This is a genomic window from Cedecea sp. Ae19-4 (assembly GCF_059801165.1).
Genome location: NZ_JBCHWG010000001.1, coordinates 1,733,541 through 1,759,329, shown reverse-complemented (window position 1 = coordinate 1,759,329; position 25,789 = coordinate 1,733,541). Strand labels below are relative to the sequence as shown.

Here is a 25,789-nt window from a genome sequence, read left to right as displayed (position 1 = left end):
ATATGGATAAGCACCCGGTTGGATTAGCGCAGCGCCTGTTAAGTTACCTCATCATCTGCCTGATTGCCGGGCAGCCGGTCTTTCCGGCGGTGGCGGCGACCATCAACCCGGTCACGCCGGGTACGCAGATGGATCAGGCCGGAAACGGTGTCCCGGTCGTTAACATCGCCACGCCAAACCAGGCGGGGATCTCCCATAACCAGTTCCAGGACTATAACGTCGGAAAAGAGGGGCTGATCCTTAACAATGCCACCGGGCAGCTGACGCAAACTCAGCTCGGGGGGCTTATTCAGAACAACCCTAACCTTCGGGCCGGGCAGGAAGCGACCGGCATCATCAATGAAGTCATCGGCGGCAATCGCTCACAGCTGCAGGGGTATACCGAAGTGGCGGGCAAGGCGGCCAACGTAATGGTCGCGAACCCCTACGGCATTACCTGTAACGGCTGTGGATTTATCAATACCCCCAATGCCACGTTGACCACGGGCAAACCTCAGTTTGATGCGGCAGGTAACCTGCTGGCGCTGGATGTCAGCAAAGGCACCATCACGGTTGAAGGCCAGGGCCTCGATGCCAGCAAAACCGACGCGCTGTCGATCATTGCCCGGGCAACGGAAGTCAACGCCGGTATTCACGCCAAAGATCTTAAGGTGACAGTGGGCGCCAACCGCGTTTCATCCACGGGCGCAGTCACGCCGATAGCCGGAGAAGGTGCCGCGCCCGTGGTTGCCGTGGATACCGGCGCGCTGGGCGGCATGTATGCCAACCGTATTCACCTTGTTTCCAATGACAAAGGCGTGGGCGTCAACCTCGGGAACCTGAACGCGCGTCAGGGCGACATCACCCTGGATACCAGCGGCAAGCTGGTGGTGAATAACAGCCTTGCAAGCGGGAGTCTCTCGGCTCAGGCGGATAGCGTCGTGCTGAGCGGCGAGCATAAAAGTGGGGGCGCAACGCAGGTTAATAGCCGCTCTGACATCACCGTCGCCAACGGTAAGTTAGCCAGCGATAGGGACATCACGCTGAACGGCAGCGGAAAACTGGCCCTGAACAACAGCCAGCTCACCGCAGGCAATGACATTGCTCTCAATGCCGGGGGGGTAAGTATGGACGCGGCCAGCGAGGCCAACGCGGGCGGCGCGATTCGGGCCAGCGCGGCGGCAGGCATGGGCAATGCCGGGAAGCTAACGGCGGGGCGAGACATTGCTTTATCCGCTGACCAGGTAAGCAACAGCGGCCAGATTACGGCCAACGGGGACCTGAACGCCAGAGCCGGCAGCCTCAACAACAGCGGGAACGTACAGGCACAGCGCAATATCCAGCTCGACCTCGGTTCGTTCACGCACAGCGGCCAGATGCTGGCCGGGGCAGGACTCACGGCCACGACCGGGGATGCCTGGATAGACGGCATGTTGAGCAGCGGAACCGACCAGGCGTGGACCAGTCGCAACACCTTCAACATTGGCCGAAATGGTCAACTTCTGGGCAGCAGCAATCTTGCGCTTCAGTCCGGAACGTTCAGTAATGCGGGGACGGTTAACGGCAAGCAGGAGGTGACGTTAAGCAGCCAGCAGTTTTACGGCCAACAGGGAAGCTCGCTGGCAAGCGGGGGCAACCTTGAGCTGCTTGCTCAGCAGCTACAAAGCGCCGGGCAAATCACCTCGCAAAAAGATCTGACGTTCAAGGGTGAGCGATTTGAAACCCTGGCCGGCGGGCAATTGCAATCTGAAGGCAACATGCTGCTGCAGGCCAATAATAGCGTCACGCTGAGCGGCACGCAGGCCGCAAAAGGTGCGCTCGTGATTAACACCGGCACACTGACGCACAGCGGAAGTACAAAAGGCAATACTGTTACGCTTGGAGCCAGCCAGCTCGATACTAGCGGAAATATTCAGGCCGATGGCGCAATGTTGCTCACTGCCGACAATATTGTGCAACAGGCCGGTGGCGCCCTGCTGGCGCAGAAAAACATACAGCTTAATGCCCTGAACTTTACCAACCGGGGTTCTCTGGACAGCGATGCGCTGACGCTGGCCATCGTCGGGAATATCGACAACCAGACAAGCGGCAAAATCACCGCACGCAATGGCCTGAACAGTACCTCCGATAGCTTTAACAACGCTGGGCAGGTAGCGGCCTCCGCGCTTGACGTCACTGCGCAGACCGCCCTGACCAACACCGGCAGCCTGCTGGCTGAGAAAAACCTGAATGCAACGGCGGCGCAGCTAAAAAACACCGGCCAGCTTGAGGCGGCCTCTCTCGCGCTGCATGGCACCACGCTAGACAACGGCGGCCTGATTCAGGGCGGTCAGCATCTCACGTTAACGGCCGCGGACCTGGCTAACCGAAGCGGCGGCAAAATCATCAGCGGCAGCGGCCTGGCGCTCAGCATCCCGCAGCTCACCAATGCAGGCCTGATTTCCGTTCAGCAGGGACTGGCCATTGATAGCCAGATGCTGGTTAACAGCGGTAATATTGAATCTCAGGCGATGACGCTGAAAGCGGGCCAGCAGGTAGACAACCAGGTCAGTGGCGCACTGCTGGCGAAAGATGCGCTCTCGCTCTCGGCTGGCAGCTTCAATAACGCCGGGAGTCTGCAGGGAAAAAATCTCGCCATCGGCGCGGGGCAATGGAATAACAGCGGACTGACCCGCGGAAGCGAGAGCTTAACGGCCAGCGTTAGCGGGGAGCTGAATAACGGCCCACAAGGGAAAATCATCGTCGGCCAGCCGGATGCTCTGGGCGTCATCGCCGGCGGTCAGTTTAATCTCAACGCCGGGAGCGTGACCAACGAAGGCTGGCTGCAAAGCGGCGGCGGGGCGAACGTGACCGTTCAGGCCCTGGTGAACGCGGGGGTGATTTCCGCTAACCAGGGCGCAACCCTCGAAGGGCTGACGCTCGATAACCGGGGCCGCATTGAAGCGCAGGATCTTCAGCTAAAACTGCGTGACAAAGTGAATAACTTTGCTGGCGCCGTGCTGGTGGCAAAACGCAACCTGCAGCTTTCTGCTCCTGAGTTAGATAACGCCGGCCAGTTAATTGCCGACAGTACCGTTCTGGATGTGCAAAACGTCGCTAACACGGGCTTGCTGCAAGGGGATTCCGCGCTCAAAGCCACGGGCGACACCTTCAACAATGCCACGGGGGGCACCGTGCTGGCTGAAAGGGAGCTGACGCTTGCCGCTCGCCAGATGACCAATGCGGGAGAGATTCAGGCCGACAGCGCGACGCTCAATGCCGGCCAGATGACCAACAGCGGCAAGCTGCTTGGCTTGTCCATCCTCAACCTGACCGCGACTGATAACCTGGCCAATACCGGTAAAATTCTCGGCAAAGACAAACTCCTACTGACCAGCGGCAGCCTCGAAAACCAGGGCACGCTGGCGGCGTCTGATCTCAGCGCCGACAGCCAGCGTAACGTCAACGGCGGCCTGTTGCAGGGCGAAAAATCGCTGCGTCTGGGTGCCACGGTGCTGAACAACCTCGCGCAGGGGAAAATTATCAGCGGCAGCGGGTTGTCGTTGTCTATTCCTGAGCTGAACAACGCCGGGCTGATTTCGGTAGCGCAAGGGCTGACGATTGACGGGGTCAATCTCAGCAACAGCGGGAACATTGAAGCCAGCGATCTGAACCTGGGGCTGACGCAAGGGCTGGATAACCAGGCCAGCGGCGTGCTTCTCGCCGACAACACGCTCTCGGTGACAACGGCCAAAGGCAGTAACGCCGGGAAACTGATTGCCAACAATACAACCCTGACGGTTGATGACCTGACCAATAACGGATTGCTCCAGGGTAACCAGGCCATTAGCTCCCGGGGCAAGACGCTGACTAACGGTGGTCCAGGCCAGCTATTAAGTGACGGAAACATTGCCGTGAATGCTGCGCGTCTGGATAACGCCGGCCGACTGCAGGGGAGAAATATTACGCTCACCGGCGGGCAAAACGGCGGTGAAAATACAGGGCAGATTCTTGGCCGCGACGCGCTGAATATTTTATTCGGCGGGGCGTTCAACAACGGCGGCCGGCTGATTAGCCAGAACACTCTCGGCCTGACGACCGGGCCACTCAGCAATGCCGGCATTATTGCAGCCTCTACTTTGGACATTGATGCCGGGTCAGCCCAGGCAAACAATAGTGGCTTGATTCAGGCCGACGGCAAACTGCAGCTTACCGCTGCCGCCCTGCGAAATGAGAAAGGGGCCACGGTGGCTGGCGGGGATGACGTCACCCTGACGCTGCCCGAACTCAACAACGCGGGCAGTCTTTCTGCCGGCAAACATCTTCAGATCGACGGGGAAAGTTTAAATAACCTCGGTACCCTCGACGCACAAAGCGTGGATCTGAGTCTGAGCGGGCAGTTAAACAACCTGGCTGGAGCCTCACTAGTGGCGGACAACCGGCTGGCAATGACCGCTCACGGCTGGACTAACGCCGGGCAAGTTATCGGTGACAACGTCACGTTCTCTGTTCTGCAGGGGCAAAACGATGGCCTGCTGCAGGGCGACAGCAGTTTGAAGCTCAACGCCACTCAGTTTGGCAACGGCGCGGCAGGCAAAGTGCTGACCGGAGGCTGGCTTGATCTTCGCGGCGGCCAGTGGAACAACAACGGGCTGCTTCAGGGGCAAACCCTGACGCTACAAGGCGGCGATCTGAGTAACATCGGGTCGCTGTCCGGCAAAGACAGGCTGTCGATTAACACCGATAAATCGGTCACTAACGACGGGCAGATGCTGAGTCAGGGAGAGCTGCAGCTTTCCACCGGCCAGCTGGATAATAATGGCGTGCTGGCCGCGACAAAGGTCGGTGTTCGGGCCGACACGCTTAATAACCGGGGAACGTTGCAGAGCAACAGCGGGTTGGATCTCCACAGTGCCGTTGTGACAAACAGCGGCACGCTGCTGGCTAAGCAGGGGCTGAATATCACCGGAACCAGCCTCGACAACGGCGGTATCGTTCAGGGGGACACGCTCACTCTTGCCTTGCAAAACGGGCTAAGCAACCAGGCGACAGGGAAACTGCTGGCAACCGGCACGCTTGATTTCAGTGGAGAGTCGCTGAGCAATAGCGGTGCGGTGGCAGCGGATAACGCGCGCCTGGCGGTAAACATTTTCAATAATGGTGGGCTGGTGCAGGGCAATAATGGCCTGTCGCTGTCCGGTGCAGGGGCAAACCACCCTCAGACCATGCTGCTGAGAAGTTTTGCCGCAGCGCCACCTCCGGCCGTTCGTGTCCTGAATAACCTGAGGGGCGGGAAGCTGCTGAGCGGCGGCCAGCTCGACATTGCCGCTAATGATGTGAGCAACGCTGGCACCGTTCAGGCCCGCGACAATCTGACCTTCACCGCAGGAAGCCTGAATAATCAGGGTACACTTTCGGCGGGCAGTTTAGCGCTGGATATCACCGGACAGTTGAATAACCAAAGCGGCGGCAAATTACTGGCGGCAGATGCGCTGCAAGGCCTGAGCGAAACCCTGGCTAACGGCGGCGTGATTGCCGCAGGCAAGCTCGAACTCGGCAGCAACCGCATCGATAACCAGGGCGTGCTCCAGGGCGACACTGCGCTGGCGCTGAATACTCCGCAGCTCAACAATCTGGCCGACGGGCAGATCGTGAGCGGCAGCTCGCTGAACCTGACCATTCCGCAGATGGTCAACCTGGCCCTGATCTCCGTGAAGGAGGCGCTTACGCTGTCAGGCGCGAGCCTGGATAACCAGGGCATGCTGCAGGGCGGCAGCCTGGCGCTGAACTTTACCGACAACATCCTCAACCGCAACGCGGCCAAACTGCTGGCAGAGAAAGGTCTGTCTCTGCAAACGGCCAATCTTAACAATCAGGGCACGCTGGCAGGTGACACCGCAGAGATAACGACCAATACCCTGAACAACGCAGGCTTGCTGCAGGGCAATACGGCGCTGACGCTGGCCTCGGATACGCCATCCACGCTGACAGTCACGAACCAGAATAACGGGAGAATACTGACCGGCGGGACGCTGGCGCTTAACCTGTCGACGCTCGCCAATCAGGGAACCCTGCTGGCTCAGCAGGGAATGACCGTCCATGCCGATACCGTGGACAACCAGGGCACGATGCAGGGGCAAGATCTGACGGTTAACGCTTCCACGGTGAATAACTTATCCGGCGGCAGAATGCTCACGGGGGGGCAGCTGGCGCTTAATGGCCAACAGATCGCCAATGCCGGCATTATGCAGGGCCAGACCCTGGGCGTGAAAGCGACTAACTGGGACAATAGCGGCAGCGCGCTCGGCCTCAACGGGCTGACGGCTCAGGTTGATAACGAACTCATCAACGGTGGGCGTTTGCTCAGCCAGGGCGTGAGCCAGATAACCGCCGGAACGTTAACCAACACCGGCGCAGTGTTGAGCGAGGGGGACTTAACCCTCAGCGGCGGCGCGCTGCTGAACCGCGGCAATATTCAGGGCAGCAATCTCACGGCCAACAACGGGGCGATAGACAACGCGGGTTCGGTAATTGGCCTGAAATCGCTGACCCTGCAGCCTCAGCAGGACATCAACAACCGGCTGGGCGGCGCCATGCAAACCCAGGGCGCCATGCTGGTGTCCGGGCAGAACGTCACCAACGGCGGCCTGTGGCAGGCGCAGTACCTGAAGCTGAACGCTCTGCAACTGCAAAATAACGGCACGCTGCAAAGCACCGGCAACCTCGATCTGGCGCTGGCATCCGGCCTGACGAATACCGGTGCCATAACGGCCAATAACGCGGCCACCGTTACGGCTCCGGGAATAACAAACCAGGGGCAAATACAGGCTAAAAATCTTGCTCTCAGCGGCAGCTCGCTCAATAACAGCGGCAATATCAGCGGCGTTGAAGGCCTGGGGATCTCGCTGGGCGGTAACCTGGATGTGCAAAGCGGCGCGAAACTGCTGACCAATGGCTTGCTGACCGTTGGGGCCAATATCATCACCAATCTCGGCCACGTTCAGGGCAACGCGGTGACGCTCAACGCGGCCGCACTGAACAATCAGGGACGTATAGAAGCGAATTCTGCCCTCACCGGCACGCTGAGCGGCAGCCTGGATAACGGACAGAATGCGGTCTTGCTCAGCCAGGGCAGCCTGGATCTTGGGGCGGAGCAGCTAACCAACACCGGCACCGTTCAGGGAAACGGCAATACCCGGCTCGACCTGCGTGAGCGCGGCAGCAACCAGGGCCAGCTCCTGAGCGGCGGTCTGCTTACGCTCAACGCGCCTGGGTTTACCAACGGCGGCTGGGTGCAGGGCTTCGCACTTACGCTGAATGCGGGCTCGCTCAGCAACAGCGGGACGGTGCTGGCACAGCAGCAGGGGACGATCGGCGGCAGCTATATCCTGAATAACGGCATGTTACAGGGGGGCAGTTTAACCGTTAATCCAGGACAACTGGACAACAACGGCACCGTGTATGCCACACAGAACCTGGGCATCACGGCCAGCCAGGTTAACAGCGCTGCCGGGGCGCGGCTGCTTAGCCAGGGCAATATGGGGATCAACGTCGGGAATACCAGCCTGCAGGGGCAGGTCGCGGCGCTGGGCAACCTGTCGCTCAACAGCCAGGGCAGCTACAACCAGCTGACCACGCTGGCGGCCGGCAATACGCTGGCGGTCAGCAGTCAGGGCGATATTAACGTCAATGGCCTGCTACAGGGCCAGGGCGTGCAGCTCTCTGCCGCAGGCACGTTGAATAATAACGGGCAGGTCCGGGCGGGCTACGGCGAAAGCCACCTCAATGCCGGGCAGCTGAATCTGAACGGCGCAGGTAGCGTGCAGGCGGGTGGGACGCTGCGCCTGACCAGCCAGAACGGCATCAACAACGCGGGCTTCGTCGGCACCGCCGGTGATTTAATTGCCAGCGCGGGCGGGACGCTGCTCAACAGCGCCCTGCTGTATGCGGGCAATAACATGAGTCTGTTTGCCAACAGCATTCGCAACTATCGCGGCGATATTCTGGCGGGCAACAGCCTGTGGATGCAGCGTGATGCGGCGGGCAATGCCAACGCCGAAGTGGTGAACACCTCCGGAAGTATTGAAACGCAGAATGGTGATATTTCTATTCGTACCTTGCATTTATTGAATACCCGCGATGGCCTTAGTATTCAGCAAACTACAACAAATAATTCGACTGTGGCGGGTATTGGGAGTGCTTCCATTTTTGTTAAACCAGAGCAATTACCTGGCGGCGCAATGGGGTATTTTACTACTGATGAGGTTGTTCAAGTTGGTTCATGTAATGGCCACGGGGCGTGTAATTACGTGCACCACACATATTACCATTATGCCCCCTTCAAAGATTTTGCTACGCAAAAATTCGCAGTTTCACAAACAAATATAACTGTTGCTACAAATGGTGGAAGCGGCAGGATTGCTGCTGCGGGTAGCATTAACGGTAGTGTTGATAATCTCGAAAACCAGGCGAGTAATATTCTTGCGGGTAGCAATATTATATTCACCGGAACACAGTTAAATAACCAAAGCTGGCAGGCAGGCACAAACTACGACTTTTTAGTTTACCAATACGCCGATCCTGGTACGCGTAAGCCTCGATTTGCGAATATTAAAGAGGCTCCGCTTGGCGCCGAAATAAAGGGTAATGGTGCGCAATTTAACCTCACTGGGCATGATACTCAGTATGAGCCGGGTGAAATTTATCGTTCGGTCATTCAGGCCGGAGGCGCAGTCGTCGCCAACTTTAGCAACAATATCAGCAATACCTCTGTCTCAGCCAATACCCCTGGCTATACCCCAAGACGAAGTGCTCCGGGGCTTAATTTAGCCGGTGGTCCTGGTGTAACTGGCGGCGCGCAGGCCACCGATCTAAAGACGGGCACCAATAATACTGTGACCGCACCGCAGGCAACGATCAATTTGTCTGGAACCGGGATTGGTAACATCGAAAACCCAATCGGAAGCGGCGGATTAGCCGCCGTGAATAGTCGGCCGCAGAATGGCGCGGACTATAGTCAGGCCGGCGGTAAGATCGCCGATGTCAACCTAGGCCAGCAGGGCGGGCCTGATATTGATTTAGCGGGCAACGCGACGGGACTGGCGGATTCGAAGGCGAATGGTGGCAATCTAACGCCTGTAAACGGTGAGACCGTTGAGCTGACCAAACAGCAATCGGGCGAGCCCTCTCGTCATAAAAATGATGATATTGCCGCCGCTGCCGCTCAGGTGATAGCGCAATCCAGCGGGGGGAAAACACCGCCGCCGCCAGGGTATGATTATCGCCCCATTGAACTGACGAACATCTCGGATATTACCTCGAAGCTGACGGCCAGCGGGTCGCCAGTTAAGCTCAGCGATTATCCGCTGCCTGCCAGCGATAACGGCTATTTTGTCGCGAATAAAGATCCGAAAAGCCCGTATCTGATCGTCACCAATCCCAAGCTGGATAGTCTTGGACAGCTGGACAACAGCCTGTTTAACGATATCTATAAGCTTGCCGGGATGGCCGGACCAACCGCACCGCAGGAAACGCGCGCCACTTATACCGATACCAATAAATTCCTCGGCTCGGATTATTTCCTGGCTCGACTGAACCTGCGCCCGGACTATGACTACCGCTTCCTCGGAGATGCGGCCTTTGATACCCGCTATGTCAGTAATCAGATCCTGAATCAGACCGGCAGTCGCTACGTGAACGGCGTCGGCTCCGATCTGGAGCAGATGCAGTACCTGATTGACCATGCCGCTCAGGCTCGTGACAAACTGGGTCTTAAACTGGGCGTCAGCCTGTCTGCCGATCAGGTCGCGGCCCTGGACTCCAGCATCCTGTGGTGGGAGAACACGGTGATCGACGGGCAAAATGTCCTCGTGCCTAAACTGTATATCTCGCCGAAGGACGTTGCGGTGAATAACGGCAGCGTCATCGCCGGGAATCAGGTGATCCTCAACGCAGGTAATATCACCAACGATGGAAGCACGCTGCAGGGCAAAGCGCTGCTGAGCGCCAGCAGCCAGAACGCCATCAGCAATATTAACGGCGGGGCCATTAACTCGGGCGGCAGCCTGCAGCTCAGCGCCCTGGGGGATATCAACAACATTGGCTCCACCATCGCCGGCCAGAAAGTCAGCCTTGAGAGCGTGGGCGGCAGCATCATTAACCAGACGCTGACCAGCCAATGGAATGCCTCCGGCAAAACCGGCGGCTGGAATGGGATGGATGTGGCCTTCACTCAAACTGACCTGGGCCCACTCGCTTCCATTACCGCCGCCGATGGCCTGAGCCTCAGCGCCGGCAAAGACATCCTCAATACCGGGGCTAACCTCAGCGCCGGCGGCGATATGCTGCTCAAGGCGCTGGATAACATTTCTCTCACCGGCAACCAGCTTGTGGAGCGAGACCAGCGTGGCCGCAACATCAATGAATCCATCACCAGCCAGGGCAGCAGCGTCAACAGCGGGGGGAATCTGAGCCTGCAGGCCGGGCGCGATCTGTCCGTTACCGGCAGCAACCTCAATGCAGGGGGCAGCGCCGCGCTGTGGGCGGGGAACGATCTGACGCTGGACGTGGCGAAGAACAGCCGCCATAGCCAGACCAGCAACATGGACACCCTCGATACCAGTAATACCCGGACTGCCGTTAGCGCCGGGAAAGATCTCACCCTGGCTGCCGGGCGCGATCTGAACAGCATTGGTGCGGCGCTGGCTGCCGAAAACAACGTCGGCTTACAGGCCGGGCGGGACGTTAACTTAGAGGCGGCGGAATCTACCCACCGCGACCAATACACCGCGAAGAAAAAGGTGGATATCAACGAGTCCGTGCGCCAGCAGGGCACGGAGATCGCCAGCGGCGGGAACACCACAATTATTGCCGGGCGCGATGTTAACACCGAGGCCGCGCAGGTGACGGCCCACGGGGATATCGGCGTGGGCGCAGGGAGGGATATCAACCTGGCCACGGCCACCGAGAGCGACTACCACTACGACGAAGAAACCAAAACCAAAAAAGGTTTCCTCAGCAGCAAAACCACGCACACCATCAATGAAACCAGCTCGACCCACGAGGCCGGAACGCTGCTGAGCGGCGACAACGTGACGCTTAAAGCCGGCAACGATCTACTGGTGAAAGGCTCCTCCGTGGTGGGCGACGGCAATGTGGCGCTGAACGCGGGCAATAACGTCGATATCGTGGCCGCGACGGAAACTGACACGGCCTGGCACTACAAGGAGACCAAAAAGAGCGGCCTGATGGGCACCGGCGGGATTGGTTTTACCATCGGCAGCAGTAAAAGCACCCACGACCTGCGCGAGCAGGGGACCACGCAAAGCCAAAGCGTCAGCACAGTAGGATCTACCGGCGGCAACGTCAGCGTCAATGCAGGTGGAACGGCGCATATTGGCGGCGCCGACCTGGTCGCAAGTAAGGATCTGTCAGTCGCTGGCGATAGCGTGCTCATTGAGCCGGGGCACGACAAACGTACCCGCGATGAGAAATTTGAGCAGAAGAGCACCGGGCTGACCGTGGCGCTGTCCGGGGCGGTGGGAGACGCGGTCAACAGCGCGGTAGAGACCGCGCAAACAACCAAAAATGAAAGTGACGGCAGACTGGCTACCCTGCAGGCCACGAAAACGGCGCTGGCCGGGGGCCAGGCATATCTGAACGACCAGAAAGCGGGGGCAGACAAAGATCCTGACAACGGCATTCGGGTAAGCGTCTCCCTGACCACGCAAAAATCGAAATCTGAGCAGCACGCCGAGTCGGACGTAGTGAAAGGCTCGACCCTGACGGCCGGGAATGATCTGAGCATCACCGCCACCGGAAAAGGAAACAGTGCGGACAGCGGCAATATCCTGATTGGCGGCAGCCAGCTTAAAGCGGGCGGCGATACATCGCTTTCTGCGAGCCAGGATATTGTCCTGGGCGGGGCGGCCAATACGCAGCTGACGACCGGCAAAAACAGCAGCAGCGGCGGCGGGATTGGCGTTGGTTTCGGCGTGAACAGCGGTTCGGCGGGGCTCAGCGTCTTTGCCAACGTCAACGCCGCCAACGGTAAGGACAAAGGGAACGGCACCAGCTGGACGGAAACCACGCTCGACAGCGGCGGCGCGGTGTCGCTCACCAGCGGCCGGGACGCCATTCTGAACGGGGCCCAGGTCAACGGCGATAAAGTTGTCGCCGACATTGGCCGGGACCTGCTGATCGGCAGCCAGCAGGACTCGAACAACTACGACAGCAAGCAAACCAGCATGGCCGCAGGGGGCAGCTACACCTGGGGCACCAACCCGGGCGCATCCGGTTCTGTCAGTCTCAGCCAGGACAAGATGAAGAGCACCTATGACTCGGTGCTGGAGCAAAGCGGTATTTTTGCCGGAAACGGCGGCTTTGACATTACCGTGGGCAACCATACCCAGCTTAACGGGGCGGTGATAGCCAGCCGGGCCGGGGCGGATAAAAACAGCCTCGATACCGGGACGCTGGGCTTCACTGATATCAGCAATAAAGCCGACTACAGCGTCAGCCATAGCGGAGTGAGCCTGTCCGGCGGGACTAATATATCTGCCGGATCAATGCTGGCCGCTAACGGCCTCGCGAACGTTGGTACGCTGCTGGCCGGGATGAACGGGAAAGGCCACGCCGAAGGCACCACGCAATCCGCCGTGGCAGATGGTAGTATCACCGTGCGTGACAAGGCGAATCAGCAGCAGGACGTTGCCACGCTGAGCCGCGACACCGACCATGCCAACGGCAGTATCGGGCAGATCTTTAACAAAGAGGAAGAGCAAAAACGCCTGCAGACGGCGCAGCTGGTGGGTGAGATCGGCGGCCAGATGACCGGCGTGGTGGCCACCTATGGCGATCTGCAGGCGCTGGATGCCGTGCGTGCCAAAGATAGCAAATACGCCAGCATGAGCGCTGCAGAACTGCGTAATACGGAGGACTACCAGAAAGCCTTTGGCGACTACGGCATCGGCGGTAAATACCAGATGGTGGCGCAGTCGGTGAGCGGCATTCTGGCGGGCGCCGCCGGGGGCGATTTCAATAAAGCCCTGGCGGGTGGCCTGAATCCGGTGATGGCGCAGGCTATTAAGGGCACCACTGAAGGCAATGAACCTGCCAATCTGATGGCGCATGCGGTCTGGGGCGCTCTGGCGGCGCAGCTCTCAGGCGGCAATGCGGCGGCAGGCGCGGCGGGTGCATTCAGCGGCGAACTGGCGGCAAGGCATATTGCCGCAGAGATGTTCCCGAATACAAAACCTGGAGATTTGAATCAGGACCAGAAACAGCTCGTTAGCCTGCTGGGCACCATGGCGGCAGGGATCGCCGGCGGCGTGGTGGGGAAAAGCACCGCAGCGGCGACCACGGGCGCGCAGGCCGGGAAGAATGCGGTTGAGAATAATACTTTACTCGCTCTGATGACACCGCCTCCGCCAGTGGCAGGGCAGACAACGCCACAGAGCGAAGCAAACGCAGTCATCGCCCGGAAACTGGATGCTGCGGTGAAAGAGTTTGGTGAGCAGCAGGTGAAGCAGTGTCTGTCAGGGGGAGCCTGTCCGGGAGTAGTGGCGACGGCGCTGTTAGCCATCAGTGCGATGATGAATAGTGGCGATGATTCGGAAGAGAACAGCCAGCCTAATATCGGTAAAGACATTGCAAAGGCGACGGATAAAGAAAAAGCTGAACTTGGCGGGACTGGCTCAGGAACACCGGGTGGCTGGGGGCCTCAGGATGAGGAAAAAGGGCGGGCTCATGAGTCCGCAGATGTGGCAAAAAAAGAAGTTGAAAGGTTAGGTTACGATACTAATAAAGTGTCACACATCTTTGCTGATAAACATCAGATGAGTAGCCTTATAAAAGAATTTGGTTCACAAGAAGCAGCACTAAAAGAAATGCATAATGCGGCACAACCTCTCGCGAAAAATCCTGGCTCATATCAAACTGGTAGCTGGGTAACAGTAAGAGTAGGGAATAGTAATGTGAGTGTTAAGGGCATAGTTATTAATGGAGAATTCCGGATATCTACAGCAACTATGAGACCATTTTAATGAAATTGTCAGATGAAGAGCGCTTTGCGTTACTCTTTACTTTAGATGTACAGGCTGAGTCTCTCAAACCTCTGCTTGACGATGCTTTTGTATCAGAAAGAAATTACACGGGTGTTGGTTTTTTTACAACTGTGGTATTGAGCAAGCCATTTTCTGCTGGTAGTTCTATCGAACAATACTGGGAACGTAGTTTTGAGCATAAAAAAATGCCTTACGGTGGTTGCTTTATGATAACTCAGACTGAAGGTTCAACACTGGAAATAGAGGCTGTAGCGTTTGAAAGTACTTGGCCTGAGCCGTTTATCCAAGAAGAGTTCGCTCACTGATATAAATCCCAACCCTTGCGGTTGGGATTTTACTTTATATGCCAGTGAGTTATCGACTTACCGCTGAGGCTTGCCGATCACCTCGATAAGCTCCGTGACCTGTTTTTGCCTGCGGGCGGAGAACTTACAGACCTTCTTCAGGGTCTGCATAATCTCCGGCTCGGGCGGCGGTGCCGGGGGCGGCTCCTGAGCGGTGAGCACCAGGCAACCGGGCATCTTGATAAGTACAAGAAAATCAATGCGGAACAACGCAAGAGTGTGCTTGAGTGTAAGGGAGCTCAGAACTGCGTTGATAAGGCCAATGAAGTTGGCAAACTGCAGTCTGATTATGCAAATAAAGTTAATGAATTACTGGAAAAAGCACGCGTTAATGGTAGCCTGACACCCGCCGAACAGGATGAGTTGTCTATTCTTCAAATAACGAGTATTCAACTTGAAGCAGACAGAACTGCTGCTATTCACAATGCATTGATGTCTGGTGATTCAGCGGAAGCCAAAAAACTTGCTGTTAACTCATTGGCTCAGGTAGTCAGTGTCAGTACAGCGGGTATGGCTCCTGGAGTGTGGAAAAAAGGTATAAGGGAACAGGAACAGGTTAAACCTGTATCAGGCCCATCTTCATTTGATGCTAACGAAATTCGTTTCTCTCAAAATACTGTATCGTACAATAAAACCGAACAAGGCACTGCGAATGACGAGCGAAAGGCAGGAATGAAATATACTTACGATGACCTTGTTTCTAGTATGAAAAAAAATGGTTGGAAAGGTGAATCTGTTGATGTTGTTAAAATGCCTGATGGAAAAATGACAAGTATAGATAATACTAGGATAAGTGCGTCTAGAGATGCTGGTATTAAAGTTGAAGCTAATGTTAGAAGCTATAATGATCCATTGCCAAAAGATATGATTGATTCTGGACGTTTCGGTTCTGCTACAACTTGGGGAGAGGCTATTACTGGGAGGATTAATAACCAGAGTGGTGGCTTTAGTAAAAACAATCCCTATGGCTCATCTGATGCACCAAGAATAACAGGAAAAGATAAATGATTGATAGAACAATAGCATACCAGGATTTTTTATATTCAGGCTTTTGCTTCCCTGATAGCTTTATCTCTAGTGTCTCCAAAATAGAGTTAGAGGATCTTGCTCCATGGTGGTTCTTTTGCAGTTCTGCAAATTATGTTGAATTTTGGTGTAAAAAAGTAAGAGAGCTTTATCCTGAAAGAAAGTTAATACCTTTTGCTAATTGGCGATACTCAGATGATATCGTTTGCTTTGATGGTGCGGATACATCTGGAGAACCAAAAGTTTATTATGTTCATGCATTTGCCTCAGTTGGCTGGGAGGACAGAGGATATGAAAATAACTTTGAGGAATGGTTGAAAGTGGCTCGTTTTGAATCCGCCCGCTATAAATCTGAGCGGGCAGAAGACTAAGAGTAATACTCCCGAATAAATTGGTATGGAACTGACTCAGTAAGCCAGACGCCATTGTCAGCCTGGAAAAATCTATAGCCTAGTGCATGCATGTTGATAGATTTTACTTGAAGAACCACATGCTTCCCATGGCGTTGTCCAACCTGAATCGCAGTTTCCTCATCAAGAGAAAGATGTACATACTGGCGTGACATGGGAACTAATCCATGTTCTCTTATTTCAGGCACAAAGTGTGTTGCCGTTCCATGGTATAAAAGGGATGGCGGTATTTTTTCTTTATAATTGATGTTTACCTGCGGGGTCGAATGTCCCTGGGAGGCCCGAATGCACAATCCATTATTTGAAATTGTAAAACGCTTTTTGTCACTTGTATTAACGATATTTTTAATAATTTCACGATCCAGAAATAAACCTTCTTTAGCTGAACAAGAAATAATATCGTCTATAGCTGCCCAACCTTCAGCATTCAGAGTTAAGCCAACTGACTCGGGTTCATGACGTAATATATAACTTAAAAATTTACTGATATCTGTGCTTTTAGCGCTCATTATTTTTCTCTTCAGTATCTTTTCCCGGAGAACTGCATGCAGTTCTCCAGAGTAAGAGTCGTTCATAATTTCAACATCGAGTGATGGTACCTGACTGATGAATAATAGGGAATAAAAAACCCGGCATTACCGGGTTTCTCTTAAGCATTAATCTGTCTGAGGTATCGCGCGAGGCTTGCCTTCTTTATCCACGGCGACATAGATAAATATTGCCTCGGTGGCTTTATAGCGCTGGCCGTTAGGCCGGGAAGAAACCTTTTTTAAACGTCCATATTGATGAAAGTAGACGTTATTAAGCATAACGTAGCACGTGAATCAGCAGCAGGACGTTGCCACGCTGAGCCGCGACACCGACCATGCCAACGGCAGTATCGGGCAGATCTTTAACAAAGAGGAAGAGCAAAAACGCCTGCAGACGGCGCAGCTGGTGGGTGAGATCGGCGGCCAGATGACCGGCGTGGTGGCCACCTATGGCGATCTGCAGGCGCTGGATGCCGTGCGTGCCAAAGATAGCAAATACGCCAGCATGAGCGCTGCAGAACTGCGTAATACGGAGGACTACCAGAAAGCCTTTGGCGACTACGGCATCGGCGGTAAATACCAGATGGTGGCGCAGTCGGTGAGCGGCATTCTGGCGGGCGCCGCCGGGGGCGATTTCAATAAAGCCCTGGCGGGTGGCCTGAATCCGGTGATGGCGCAGGCTATTAAGGGCACCACTGAAGGCAATGAACCTGCCAATCTGATGGCGCATGCGGTCTGGGGCGCTCTGGCGGCGCAGCTCTCAGGCGGCAATGCGGCGGCAGGCGCGGCGGGTGCATTCAGCGGCGAACTGGCGGCAAGGCATATTGCCGCAGAGATGTTCCCGAATACAAAACCTGGAGATTTGAATCAGGACCAGAAACAGCTCGTTAGCCTGCTGGGCACCATGGCGGCAGGGATCGCCGGCGGCGTGGTGGGGAAAAGCACCGCAGCGGCGACCACGGGCGCGCAGGCCGGGAAGAATGCGGTTGAGAATAATACTTTACTCGCTCTGATGACACCGCCTCCGCCAGTGGCAGGGCAGACAACGCCACAGAGCGAAGCAAACGCAGTCATCGCCCGGAAACTGGATGCTGCGGTGAAAGAGTTTGGTGAGCAGCAGGTGAAGCAGTGTCTGTCAGGGGGAGCCTGTCCGGGAGTAGTGGCGACGGCGCTGTTAGCCATCAGTGCGATGATGAATAGTGGCGATGATTCGGAAGAGAACAGCCAGCCTAATATCGGTAAAGACATTGCAAAGGCGACGGATAAAGAAAAAGCTGAACTTGGCGGGACTGGCTCAGGAACACCGGGTGGCTGGGGGCCTCAGGATGAGGAAAAAGGGCGGGCTCATGAGTCCGCAGATGTGGCAAAAAAAGAAGTTGAAAGGTTAGGTTACGATACTAATAAAGTGTCACACATCTTTGCTGATAAACATCAGATGAGTAGCCTTATAAAAGAATTTGGTTCACAAGAAGCAGCACTAAAAGAAATGCATAATGCGGCACAACCTCTCGCGAAAAATCCTGGCTCATATCAAACTGGTAGCTGGGTAACAGTAAGAGTAGGGAATAGTAATGTGAGTGTTAAGGGCATAGTTATTAATGGAGAATTCCGGATATCTACAGCAACTATGAGACCATTTTAATGAAATTGTCAGATGAAGAGCGCTTTGCGTTACTCTTTACTTTAGATGTACAGGCTGAGTCTCTCAAACCTCTGCTTGACGATGCTTTTGTATCAGAAAGAAATTACACGGGTGTTGGTTTTTTTACAACTGTGGTATTGAGCAAGCCATTTTCTGCTGGTAGTTCTATCGAACAATACTGGGAACGTAGTTTTGAGCATAAAAAAATGCCTTACGGTGGTTGCTTTATGATAACTCAGACTGAAGGTTCAACACTGGAAATAGAGGCTGTAGCGTTTGAAAGTACTTGGCCTGAGCCGTTTATCCAAGAAGAGTTCGCTCACTGATATAAATCCCAACCCTTGCGGTTGGGATTTTACTTTATATGCCAGTGAGTTATCGACTTACCGCTGAGGCTTGCCGATCACCTCGATAAGCTCCGTGACCTGTTTTTGCCTGCGGGCGGAGAACTTACAGACCTTCTTCAGGGTCTGCATAATCTCCGGCTCGGGCGGCGGTGCCGGGGGCGGCTCCTGAGCGGTGAGCACCAGGCAACCGGGCATCTTGATAAGTACAAGAAAATCAATGCGGAACAACGCAAGAGTGTGCTTGAGTGTAAGGGAGCTCAGAACTGCGTTGATAAGGCCAATGAAGTTGGCAAACTGCAGTCTGATTATGCAAATAAAGTTAATGAATTACTGGAAAAAGCACGCGTTAATGGTAGCCTGACACCCGCCGAACAGGATGAGTTGTCTATTCTTCAAATAACGAGTATTCAACTTGAAGCAGACAGAACTGCTGCTATTCACAATGCATTGATGTCTGGTGATTCAGCGGAAGCCAAAAAACTTGCTGTTAACTCATTGGCTCAGGTAGTCAGTGTCAGTACAGCGGGTATGGCTCCTGGAGTGTGGAAAAAAGGTATAAGGGAACAGGAACAGGTTAAACCTGTATCAGGCCCATCTTCATTTGATGCTAACGAAATTCGTTTCTCTCAAAATACTGTATCGTACAATAAAACCGAACAAGGCACTGCGAATGACGAGCGAAAGGCAGGAATGAAATATACTTACGATGACCTTGTTTCTAGTATGAAAAAAAATGGTTGGAAAGGTGAATCTGTTGATGTTGTTAAAATGCCTGATGGAAAAATGACAAGTATAGATAATACTAGGATAAGTGCGTCTAGAGATGCTGGTATTAAAGTTGAAGCTAATGTTAGAAGCTATAATGATCCATTGCCAAAAGATATGATTGATTCTGGACGTTTCGGTTCTGCTACAACTTGGGGAGAGGCTATTACTGGGAGGATTAATAACCAGAGTGGTGGCTTTAGTAAAAACAATCCCTATGGCTCATCTGATGCACCAAGAATAACAGGAAAAGATAAATGATTGATAGAACAATAGCATACCAGGATTTTTTATATTCAGGCTTTTGCTTCCCTGATAGCTTTATCTCTAGTGTCTCCAAAATAGAGTTAGAGGATCTTGCTCCATGGTGGTTCTTTTGCAGTTCTGCAAATTATGTTGAATTTTGGTGTAAAAAAGTAAGAGAGCTTTATCCTGAAAGAAAGTTAATACCTTTTGCTAATTGGCGATACTCAGATGATATCGTTTGCTTTGATGGTGCGGATACATCTGGAGAACCAAAAGTTTATTATGTTCATGCATTTGCCTCAGTTGGCTGGGAGGACAGAGGATATGAAAATAACTTTGAGGAATGGTTGAAAGTGGCTCGTTTTGAATCCGCCCGCTATAAATCTGAGCGGGCAGAAGACTAAGAGTAATACTCCCGAATAAATTGGTATGGAACTGACTCAGTAAGCCAGACGCCATTGTCAGCCTGGAAAAATCTATAGCCTAGTGCATGCATGTTGATAGATTTTACTTGAAGAACCACATGCTTCCCATGGCGTTGTCCAACCTGAATCGCAGTTTCCTCATCAAGAGAAAGATGTACATACTGGCGTGACATGGGAACTAATCCATGTTCTCTTATTTCAGGCACAAAGTGTGTTGCCGTTCCATGGTATAAAAGGGATGGCGGTATTTTTTCTTTATAATTGATGTTTACCTGCGGGGTCGAATGTCCCTGGGAGGCCCGAATGCACAATCCATTATTTGAAATTGTAAAACGCTTTTTGTCACTTGTATTAACGATATTTTTAATAATTTCACGATCCAGAAATAAACCTTCTTTAGCTGAACAAGAAATAATATCGTCTATAGCTGCCCAACCTTCAGCATTCAGAGTTAAGCCAACTGACTCGGGTTCATGACGTAATATATAACTTAAAAATTTACTGATATCTGTGCTTTTAGCGCTCATTATTTTTCTCTTCAGTATCTTTTCCCGGAGAACTGCATGCAGTTCTCCAGAGTAAGAGTCGTTCATAATTTCAACATCGAGTGATGGTACCTGACTGATGAATAATAGGGAATAAAAAACCCGGCATTACCGGGTTTCTCTTAAGCATTAATCTGTCTGAGGTATCGCGCGAGGCTTGCCTTCTTTATCCACGGCGACATAGATAAATATTGCCTCGGTGGCTTTATAGCGCTGGCCGTTAGGCCGGGAAGAAACCTTTTTTAAACGTCCATATTGATGAAAGTAGACGTTATTAAGCATAACGTAGCACGTGAATCAGCAGCAGGACGTTGCCACGCTGAGCCGCGACACCGACCATGCCAACGGCAGTATCGGGCAGATCTTTAACAAAGAGGAAGAGCAAAAACGCCTGCAGACGGCGCAGCTGGTGGGTGAAATCGGCGGCCAGATGACCGGCGTGGTGGCCACCTATGGCGATCTGCAGGCGCTGGATGCCGTGCGTGCCAAAGATAGCAAATACGCCAGCATGAGCGCTGCAGAACTGCGTAATACGGAGGACTACCAAAAAGCCTTTGGCGACTACGGCATCGGCGGTAAATACCAGATGGTGGCGCAGTCGGTAAGCGGCATTCTGGCGGGCGCCGCCGGGGGCGATTTCAATAAAGCTCTGGCGGGTGGTCTGAACCCTGTGATGGCGCAGGTGATTAAAGGGGCAACTACCAGGGGTGACGAAGTTAATGAACCTGCTAACCTGATGGCGCATGCGGTCTGGGGCGCTCTGGCGGCGCAGCTCTCAGGCGGCAATGCGGCGGCAGGCGCGGCGGGTGCATTCAGCGGCGAACTGGCGGCAAGGCATATTGCCGCAGAGATGTTCCCGAATACAAAACCTGGAGATTTGAATCAGGACCAGAAACAGCTCGTTAGCCTGCTGGGCACCATGGCGGCAGGGATCGCCGGCGGCGTGGTGGGGAACAGCACCGCAGCGGCGACCACGGGCGCGCAGGCCGGGAAGAATGCGGTTGAGAATAATCTCCTGGGTGCTACCTCATCCGACAAACTAGACAAGGCAGTTGAGAGAATTAAGAACGGTGATAAAACATTAGCTACCGCGAATGAACTGATTATGCTGGAAAATGCGAATAGCCGCAGTGATGCGCTTGTATCCAAATTCACCAAAGATCCTTCGCAAATGGACAGTAACGAGCGGGCGGAACTGGCGGGCTACCTGCGCGTCTATGCCAGTGAAATGGAGAAGGCGTACGGGTCAGCAATTGCACAGCAACTGGTTACAGGCCTATTGTCCGGTCAGAATTATATGAAGCGTAGCCCTGATTCCGAGGCAATGGCCAGTGCTCAAAAAATAATGAATACCTGGGGTTACCATAAATCGAATGCCAGTATTGGCGATGCACCGCTGATGTTTGGAAGTAGCGTACTGGGTATTACGGTGAAAGGTATGGCGGCTAATGTGGAAATAGGTACAGCGGTTAATACTGGTGTTCAGCTTAGTGGGAAAGATCCTTTCAGTTATGTGGATGCAATTATTGCGGGTATAACTGCTGCCGTGACTACAGGGAAAGGTATTGTAGTCTCGACACCTATTAATATGGGCGGTGCTGCTATTGGGAGTAGTATTAAGGGTGAAAATCCGACTAACTCTTCGATTGGTGCTGGGGTGGGTAATATTGTAGGTGGAGTTGGAGGTGAAATAATCAAAGGTGTCGCTTCAAAACTTGGAAAAGATAGCGTATCTGATTTAACAGGTACAGTTATCGGGGGATACATCAGTGAGAAAGCAGGAAGTGCTGTAAAAGACACTCTTGATAAAAAGGATGATGCCAATGCTAAAAAATAGCTTTATCAGATTATTTAAATTGATATTGGGTTGCTTAGTTTTATTCTTAGTTGCTGATGCTGTGTCAGTACTGCTTGCATCATTAATTGTTTATGCCAAAAAAGATTATTTTTTATTCAACTGGAGAGGTGTTTTTTCATCATTTTTTGAATCTGGATATATTGGTGGTCTTATTTTGGGTGTTGGGCTTTGGATTAGGTCTTATTTACAAGAACGAAAAGATAAATAGATTTAATTGAGTAAACCAGAACTCATTGTTCCTTATTCTGCTGTTTTCGGCGTCGAACACCGAAACGATCAGTGGCAACAACAGCAGCCACTGCGGTAGCGTGGGCGGTTGGTATAGATTATAGCTCTAGCGGCGCGGGAGCAACGTGTCGGCAAGCGTGAACGTCAGCCGGGGACATAATCAGTATGCCGGAAGATCTCTAAATATGAATGGTCCGTTTTGCCGGGATGCTTACAAACCGGCAGTGCAAAAAACCTGAAAAAGAAAAAGAGCGTGAAAAATGATTCCGTATATCAAATTGTTAATTTATTCTTGCATTTTTTGTATACTTTTTTGCTTTCTTTTAGGGGCTGGAACATCGTTCCTTATATACATTAAGAATGGATACTTTCTGATTCCTGATGGACAGATAAAGAGAGCTATTGTTTTTGGATTCATCGCAGGGATAGCGATTACATCGGCTACAATAGTTTTCAATTTGATAGATAAATTTAACACTCAAAAATAGTCCAGGCGTTCAATCGTTATGATGTTGATGAAGGCGAGCCCATCAGCAATGATGATATGGAAAGTTGAATTAATACGCTGAAACAACAGGCCATACGGGCAAGCTGTGGCTGTGAGAGTTGAATGGGTAACATACGCTCAGGCCGACAGAGAAAACCCGCTAGCCGGGGGCTTCTCTGGCATTAATCCCTTTAAGATAACGGGCGAAGCTATTCACATCCACGCAGATAAAAATCGCTTCGTGGATGTGAAACCCGGCTAAAACTTCATCCGCTAAACGTCATCTCTGCCACCCATTCGGCTTCGGGCTGCTGGTACAGCGCCCAGAACGTATCGGCCACGCCGGTGGCCTCGGCGGAGTCCGGCTCAATCAGCGCCGCTACCGTGACGGACCCCACGTGCACGCCATGCGCTCTGGCATACGGGAAAAGCCCCAGCGTCAGGGCGCGAACGCCTGCTTTGCCAATGCTGATCGAGATGTATTCCGGGTTGGGGTGCACTCCCCAGCCGCCGCCAGTGAACAACAGGGCGCCGCGTCCGCGGGCAAACATGGTTTTCAATGCGGCCTGGGAGGCGGCCAGCGCTCCGCCGATATTGACCGCTAGGTCGGTGTTAAAGGTGGCGATCTGCTGGTCGAGCACTGACCCCGGGTGCAGATGCGCCGCGTTGTAGTGCACCACGTCGAGGGTGCCGAATTCGGTCTCAGTCTCCTGTATTAAAGCTGCAACGGCATTGGCATCGGCGGCATCGACAACCTTAGCGTGCGCCTGGAAGCCTTTGCTGGCGAGGCGCGCCGCAAGTTCGCCAAGTTTCGATGCATTCCTTGCGGCTAAAATCACCACAAAACCTTCACGGGCGAAGCGTTCCGCCGTGGTATAGCCGATCCCCGGCCCGGCCCCAATGCTAAGAAAAGTCTTCATCATTTACTCCCCAATAAGTTCGCGAGCACTGTATCATCTGCATAAATGTAGATAATCACTCACTGGAGCAATTGCTTAATGCAAAATACGCAGGAATTCAGCGAGCATCTTAAAATTGACGAGCTGGCTGCCTTTGCCGCGGTGGTGGAAAACAACGGTTTTGCCGGAGCCGCGCGCGTGCTGGACCGTAACGCTACCGTGATATCCAGAAGAATTCAGCATCTTGAATCCCGGTTGGGCACCCGGCTGTTGGCTCGTTCCACGCGTCATGTTGTGCTGACCGAGGCCGGGGAGCTTTTTTACCGCCGCGTGCGGGGCATCCTGGATGAGTTACGCAATGCTCAGCTGGAAGTCAGTGAATTCACGGCTGCCCCGGTTGGAAACCTTAAAATCTCTCTGCCGCTGACCTTTGGCCGACGCTGGATTATCCCCAAACTGTCGGCCTTTTTAGCCGAGTATCCCGGCATTCACCTGGACGTCAGGTTTACCGACAGGCTGGTGGATCTGGTGGCCGAGGGCTACGATGTGGCCATCCGCGTCGGGCGTCTGACCGACAGCGCGTTGATTGCCCGCAGGCTGGGGCAGTTTGAATACCAGCTTGTCGCTTCCCCGGCCTGGCTGGGACAGCGCGAGATCGCTTCCCCCGCGGACCTCAGCGAGCATCATTGCCTGGGGCTGGTGAGTCATGCCAGCTGGCCAGACTGGCTTCTGGTGAACGGTGACAGCAAAGCCACCGTGCGAATTAAGGGCCCGCTGCAGACGGACAATTCAGAAGCCCTGTTGCAGGCGGCGGTGGATGGGGTGGGGATTGCCCTGGTGCCCGAGTGGCTTATCACGACTGAGCTTGCTTGCGGACAACTGGTTCGGGTGTTGCCGGCCTGGAAAGGCCAGGATCGGGGCGGTGTCTACGGCATTATGCCGCCGGGTAGATTGATTCCGGCCAAAACGCGCCTGTTTATTGATTATCTTCTGCAGGAAATGGGGGAAAACCGGTCGGTCGCGTGAGGGGAAAATAAACTGCCCGGCGTAACCGGGCAGGAGAGTTACTCGGCTTGAGGTATCGCGCGAGGCTTGCCTTCTTTATCCACGGCAACATAGATAAATATCGCCTCGGTGGCCTTGTAGCGCTGGCCGATTGGCTCGGAAGAAACCTTTTTCACCCAGACTTCCACATTGATGGTAATGGACGTTGTCCCGCGCTTAACGCAGCGGGCGTAGCAGCACACTACATCGCCCACTGCCACTGGCTTCAGGAAGGTCATGCCGTCCACGCGCACGGTCACAACCCGGCCATGAGCAATTTCTTTGGCCTGAATGGCGCCGCCCATGTCCATCTGCGACATCAGCCAGCCGCCAAAAATATCGCCGTTGGCGTTGGTGTCCGCTGGCATCGCCAGGGTGCGCAGCACTAATTCACCTTGCGGTAATTCGTTCGGCATTACTGCTCTTCCTTTGGCATATGACGGTAGATGTAGACGCCGCTCAGCAGGGTAAAGACCAGCGTGATGGCGGTCAGCCCGAACACTTTAAAGTTAATCCAGATGCTTTCCGGGAGCCAGAACGCCACGTAAATATTCAATAAACCACAGGCGATGAAGAACAGCGCCCAGGCGATATTCAGGCGAGTCCACACCTCGGTTGGTAAAGTGATTTCTTTGCCCAGCATGCTCTGAATCAGCAGCTTGTTCATGCCGAACTGCATCACCAGCAGCGCCGCCGCGAACAGGCCGTAAATCAGCGTGACTTTCCACTTAATGAATTCCGCGTTGTGGAAGTAAATGGTCAGGCCGCCAAAGACGGCAACCATCACGAAGGTGACCAGCGTGGTCTTTTCCACCTTGCGGTACTTGACCCAGCTATAAACCAGGGCGAGGGCGGTGGCGATGATCAGCGCCCAGGTGCCGACAAAAATGTCGTACATCTTATAAAAAGCAAAGAAGACAATCAGGGGCAGGAAGTCGAGAAACTGCTTCATAATCTGTTCCGTAAAGAGGT

At 53.8% G+C, this 25,789-nt stretch carries 17 protein-coding genes and 3 pseudogenes; 11 read left to right on the top strand and 9 right to left on the bottom strand.

Annotated elements, in window-relative coordinates:
* Positions 1-2: 2 nt before the first annotated feature.
* Together AAIE02_RS08315 and AAIE02_RS08310 are read left to right on the top strand one after the other, a co-directional pair.
* Positions 3-14,000 (top strand): hemagglutinin repeat-containing protein, encoded by a 13,998-nt coding sequence (locus tag AAIE02_RS08315; protein ID WP_498532350.1) that lies wholly within the window; start codon positions 3-5, stop codon positions 13,998-14,000.
* On the top strand, positions 14,000-14,326 hold the full coding sequence (locus AAIE02_RS08310) for a hypothetical protein (RefSeq protein WP_498532348.1): 327 nt from the start codon (positions 14,000-14,002) through the stop codon (positions 14,324-14,326). The genes AAIE02_RS08315 and AAIE02_RS08310 overlap by 1 nt, the downstream gene beginning before the upstream one ends.
* 57 nt (positions 14,327-14,383) lie before the next feature.
* Here the strand turns inward: AAIE02_RS08310 and AAIE02_RS08305 are convergent, their stop codons facing one another.
* The gene (locus tag AAIE02_RS08305; RefSeq protein WP_498532347.1) at positions 14,384-14,575 is read right to left on the bottom strand and encodes a SymE family type I addiction module toxin; all 192 of its coding nucleotides are present in this window, start codon (positions 14,573-14,575) and stop codon (positions 14,384-14,386) included.
* Between the two features lie 9 nt (positions 14,576-14,584).
* Here AAIE02_RS08305 and AAIE02_RS08300 point away from each other — a divergent pair, with 9 nt between their 5' ends.
* Both AAIE02_RS08300 and AAIE02_RS08295 read left to right on the top strand, forming a co-directional pair.
* Positions 14,585-15,373, top strand: coding sequence for a hypothetical protein (locus AAIE02_RS08300; protein WP_498532346.1), 789 nt, complete (start codon positions 14,585-14,587; stop codon positions 15,371-15,373).
* On the top strand, positions 15,370-15,762 hold the full coding sequence (locus tag AAIE02_RS08295) for an SMI1/KNR4 family protein (protein WP_498532345.1): 393 nt from the start codon (positions 15,370-15,372) through the stop codon (positions 15,760-15,762). The genes AAIE02_RS08300 and AAIE02_RS08295 overlap by 4 nt, the downstream gene beginning before the upstream one ends.
* Here AAIE02_RS08295 and AAIE02_RS08290 read toward each other — a convergent pair.
* Positions 15,759-16,310, bottom strand: a complete 552-nt coding sequence (locus AAIE02_RS08290; protein ID WP_498532679.1) for an RNA 2'-phosphotransferase — start codon at positions 16,308-16,310, stop codon at positions 15,759-15,761. The two genes, AAIE02_RS08295 and AAIE02_RS08290, sit on opposite strands and share 4 nt — an antisense overlap.
* A 147-nt stretch (positions 16,311-16,457) precedes the next feature.
* Positions 16,458-16,574 (bottom strand): annotated as a pseudogene (locus AAIE02_RS08285) (acyl-CoA thioester hydrolase YciA); the annotation flags it as partial.
* A gap of 46 nt (positions 16,575-16,620) precedes the next feature.
* Between AAIE02_RS08285 and AAIE02_RS08280 the strand changes: the two are divergent.
* Positions 16,621-17,973: a VENN motif pre-toxin domain-containing protein gene (locus AAIE02_RS08280; RefSeq protein ID WP_498532349.1), complete on the top strand. Its 1,353-nt coding sequence runs from the start codon at positions 16,621-16,623 to the stop codon at positions 17,971-17,973.
* Positions 17,973-18,299: a hypothetical protein gene (locus tag AAIE02_RS08275; protein ID WP_498532348.1), complete on the top strand. Its 327-nt coding sequence runs from the start codon at positions 17,973-17,975 to the stop codon at positions 18,297-18,299. The genes AAIE02_RS08280 and AAIE02_RS08275 overlap by 1 nt, the downstream gene beginning before the upstream one ends.
* A 57-nt stretch (positions 18,300-18,356) precedes the next feature.
* Here the strand turns inward: AAIE02_RS08275 and AAIE02_RS08270 are convergent, their stop codons facing one another.
* Positions 18,357-18,548, bottom strand: a complete 192-nt coding sequence (locus tag AAIE02_RS08270; protein WP_498532347.1) for a SymE family type I addiction module toxin — start codon at positions 18,546-18,548, stop codon at positions 18,357-18,359.
* Between the two features lie 9 nt (positions 18,549-18,557).
* On the opposite strand from AAIE02_RS08270, the gene AAIE02_RS08265 reads away from it, so the two are divergent.
* Positions 18,558-19,346, top strand: a complete 789-nt coding sequence (locus AAIE02_RS08265) for a hypothetical protein (RefSeq protein WP_498532346.1) — start codon at positions 18,558-18,560, stop codon at positions 19,344-19,346.
* Positions 19,343-19,735: an SMI1/KNR4 family protein gene (locus tag AAIE02_RS08260; protein ID WP_498532345.1), complete on the top strand. Its 393-nt coding sequence runs from the start codon at positions 19,343-19,345 to the stop codon at positions 19,733-19,735. Before AAIE02_RS08265 ends, AAIE02_RS08260 begins: the two co-directional genes overlap by 4 nt.
* On the opposite strand, the gene AAIE02_RS08255 is transcribed toward AAIE02_RS08260, so the two are convergent.
* Together AAIE02_RS08255 and AAIE02_RS08250 are read right to left on the bottom strand one after the other, a co-directional pair.
* On the bottom strand, positions 19,732-20,283 hold the full coding sequence (locus AAIE02_RS08255; protein WP_498532679.1) for an RNA 2'-phosphotransferase: 552 nt from the start codon (positions 20,281-20,283) through the stop codon (positions 19,732-19,734). The genes AAIE02_RS08260 and AAIE02_RS08255 overlap by 4 nt on opposite strands.
* A gap of 147 nt (positions 20,284-20,430) precedes the next feature.
* Positions 20,431-20,547, bottom strand: a pseudogene (locus AAIE02_RS08250) (acyl-CoA thioester hydrolase YciA); the annotation flags it as partial.
* 49 nt (positions 20,548-20,596) lie between these two features.
* Between AAIE02_RS08250 and AAIE02_RS08245 the strand changes: the two are divergent.
* Together AAIE02_RS08245 and AAIE02_RS08240 are read left to right on the top strand one after the other, a co-directional pair.
* Positions 20,597-22,138: pseudogene (locus AAIE02_RS08245) on the top strand (VENN motif pre-toxin domain-containing protein); the annotation flags it as partial.
* On the top strand, positions 22,125-22,367 hold the full coding sequence (locus tag AAIE02_RS08240) for a hypothetical protein (RefSeq protein WP_336982321.1): 243 nt from the start codon (positions 22,125-22,127) through the stop codon (positions 22,365-22,367). The pseudogene AAIE02_RS08245 and the gene AAIE02_RS08240, both read left to right, overlap by 14 nt.
* Before the next feature lie 773 nt (positions 22,368-23,140).
* Here AAIE02_RS08240 and AAIE02_RS08235 read toward each other — a convergent pair.
* Complete coding sequence (locus tag AAIE02_RS08235) at positions 23,141-23,797, bottom strand: SDR family oxidoreductase (protein WP_498532344.1); 657 nt, start codon at positions 23,795-23,797, stop codon at positions 23,141-23,143.
* A gap of 75 nt (positions 23,798-23,872) precedes the next feature.
* Between AAIE02_RS08235 and AAIE02_RS08230 the strand changes: the two genes are divergently transcribed.
* Complete coding sequence (locus AAIE02_RS08230) at positions 23,873-24,799, top strand: LysR family transcriptional regulator (protein ID WP_498532343.1); 927 nt, start codon at positions 23,873-23,875, stop codon at positions 24,797-24,799.
* 38 nt (positions 24,800-24,837) lie between these two features.
* Here AAIE02_RS08230 and yciA read toward each other — a convergent pair whose 3' ends face one another.
* Positions 24,838-25,233 (bottom strand): acyl-CoA thioester hydrolase YciA, encoded by a 396-nt coding sequence (yciA, locus tag AAIE02_RS08225; protein WP_008454281.1) that lies wholly within the window; start codon positions 25,231-25,233, stop codon positions 24,838-24,840.
* Positions 25,233-25,769, bottom strand: a complete 537-nt coding sequence (locus AAIE02_RS08220; protein WP_166873360.1) for a septation protein A — start codon at positions 25,767-25,769, stop codon at positions 25,233-25,235. The genes yciA and AAIE02_RS08220 overlap by 1 nt, the downstream gene beginning before the upstream one ends.
* Between the last annotated feature and the right edge of the window lie 20 nt (positions 25,770-25,789).

Excerpts from the sequence above, each read along its gene's own strand:
- AAIE02_RS08315 (WP_498532350.1), top strand. The coding sequence starts at position 3 with ATGGATAAGCACCCGGTTGGATTAGCGCAGCGCCTGTTAAGTTACCTC.
- AAIE02_RS08310 (WP_498532348.1), top strand. The coding sequence starts at position 14,000 with ATGAAATTGTCAGATGAAGAGCGCTTTGCGTTACTCTTTACTTTAGAT.
- AAIE02_RS08295 (WP_498532345.1), top strand. The coding sequence starts at position 15,370 with ATGATTGATAGAACAATAGCATACCAGGATTTTTTATATTCAGGCTTT.
- AAIE02_RS08290 (WP_498532679.1), bottom strand. The coding sequence starts at position 16,310 with ATGAGCGCTAAAAGCACAGATATCAGTAAATTTTTAAGTTATATATTA.
- AAIE02_RS08275 (WP_498532348.1), top strand. The coding sequence starts at position 17,973 with ATGAAATTGTCAGATGAAGAGCGCTTTGCGTTACTCTTTACTTTAGAT.
- AAIE02_RS08260 (WP_498532345.1), top strand. The coding sequence starts at position 19,343 with ATGATTGATAGAACAATAGCATACCAGGATTTTTTATATTCAGGCTTT.
- AAIE02_RS08255 (WP_498532679.1), bottom strand. The coding sequence starts at position 20,283 with ATGAGCGCTAAAAGCACAGATATCAGTAAATTTTTAAGTTATATATTA.
- AAIE02_RS08240 (WP_336982321.1), top strand. The coding sequence starts at position 22,125 with ATGCTAAAAAATAGCTTTATCAGATTATTTAAATTGATATTGGGTTGC.
- AAIE02_RS08235 (WP_498532344.1), bottom strand. The coding sequence starts at position 23,797 with ATGATGAAGACTTTTCTTAGCATTGGGGCCGGGCCGGGGATCGGCTAT.
- AAIE02_RS08230 (WP_498532343.1), top strand. The coding sequence starts at position 23,873 with ATGCAAAATACGCAGGAATTCAGCGAGCATCTTAAAATTGACGAGCTG.
- yciA (WP_008454281.1), bottom strand. The coding sequence starts at position 25,233 with ATGCCGAACGAATTACCGCAAGGTGAATTAGTGCTGCGCACCCTGGCG.
- AAIE02_RS08220 (WP_166873360.1), bottom strand. The coding sequence starts at position 25,769 with ATGAAGCAGTTTCTCGACTTCCTGCCCCTGATTGTCTTCTTTGCTTTT.